Origin of the sequence: Chromohalobacter sp. HP20-39 (assembly GCF_033052815.1) — a bacterium.
Lineage (GTDB): Bacteria > Pseudomonadota > Gammaproteobacteria > Pseudomonadales > Halomonadaceae > Chromohalobacter.
Genome location: NZ_JAWHTP010000352.1, coordinates 1 through 333, shown reverse-complemented (window position 1 = coordinate 333; position 333 = coordinate 1). Strand labels below are relative to the sequence as shown.

Here is a 333-nt window from a genome sequence, read left to right as displayed (position 1 = left end):
CTCGGTATCGTCACGGCGCTCGTGCGGCACCAGCACCAGATTCAACGACCGGTTCAGCTCGGAGAGCGCCGTCTTTGCCAGACTCCGTTCCATCCGCGGTAGTTGATCCGCCACCGTGCGGATGTGGTTCATGATCGGTTCCAGCTCGGTATGTTCGGCTTTGAGGCGTTCCACGTCCGTTGGCGGCAACGAGCGTGTGGCTTCACGCCGGCCTGCTTGTAGGGCGCGCAGGGCATTGAGGATGACGAGAACGTCGATGATCTCCTGCAGCAGAGCCCCGGCCAGCGCAGGCAGATAACCCAGCGCTGCCGCGATCATGGCCGCGATCGACAG

Annotated in this window: 1 protein-coding gene; it reads right to left on the bottom strand. The window is 63.4% G+C overall.

All coding sequences use genetic code 11. The annotated features are described in order from the left end of the window. Positions 1–333: hypothetical protein (locus tag RVY79_RS18335; protein ID WP_317465965.1), on the bottom strand; the 333-nt coding region annotated here is incomplete at both ends.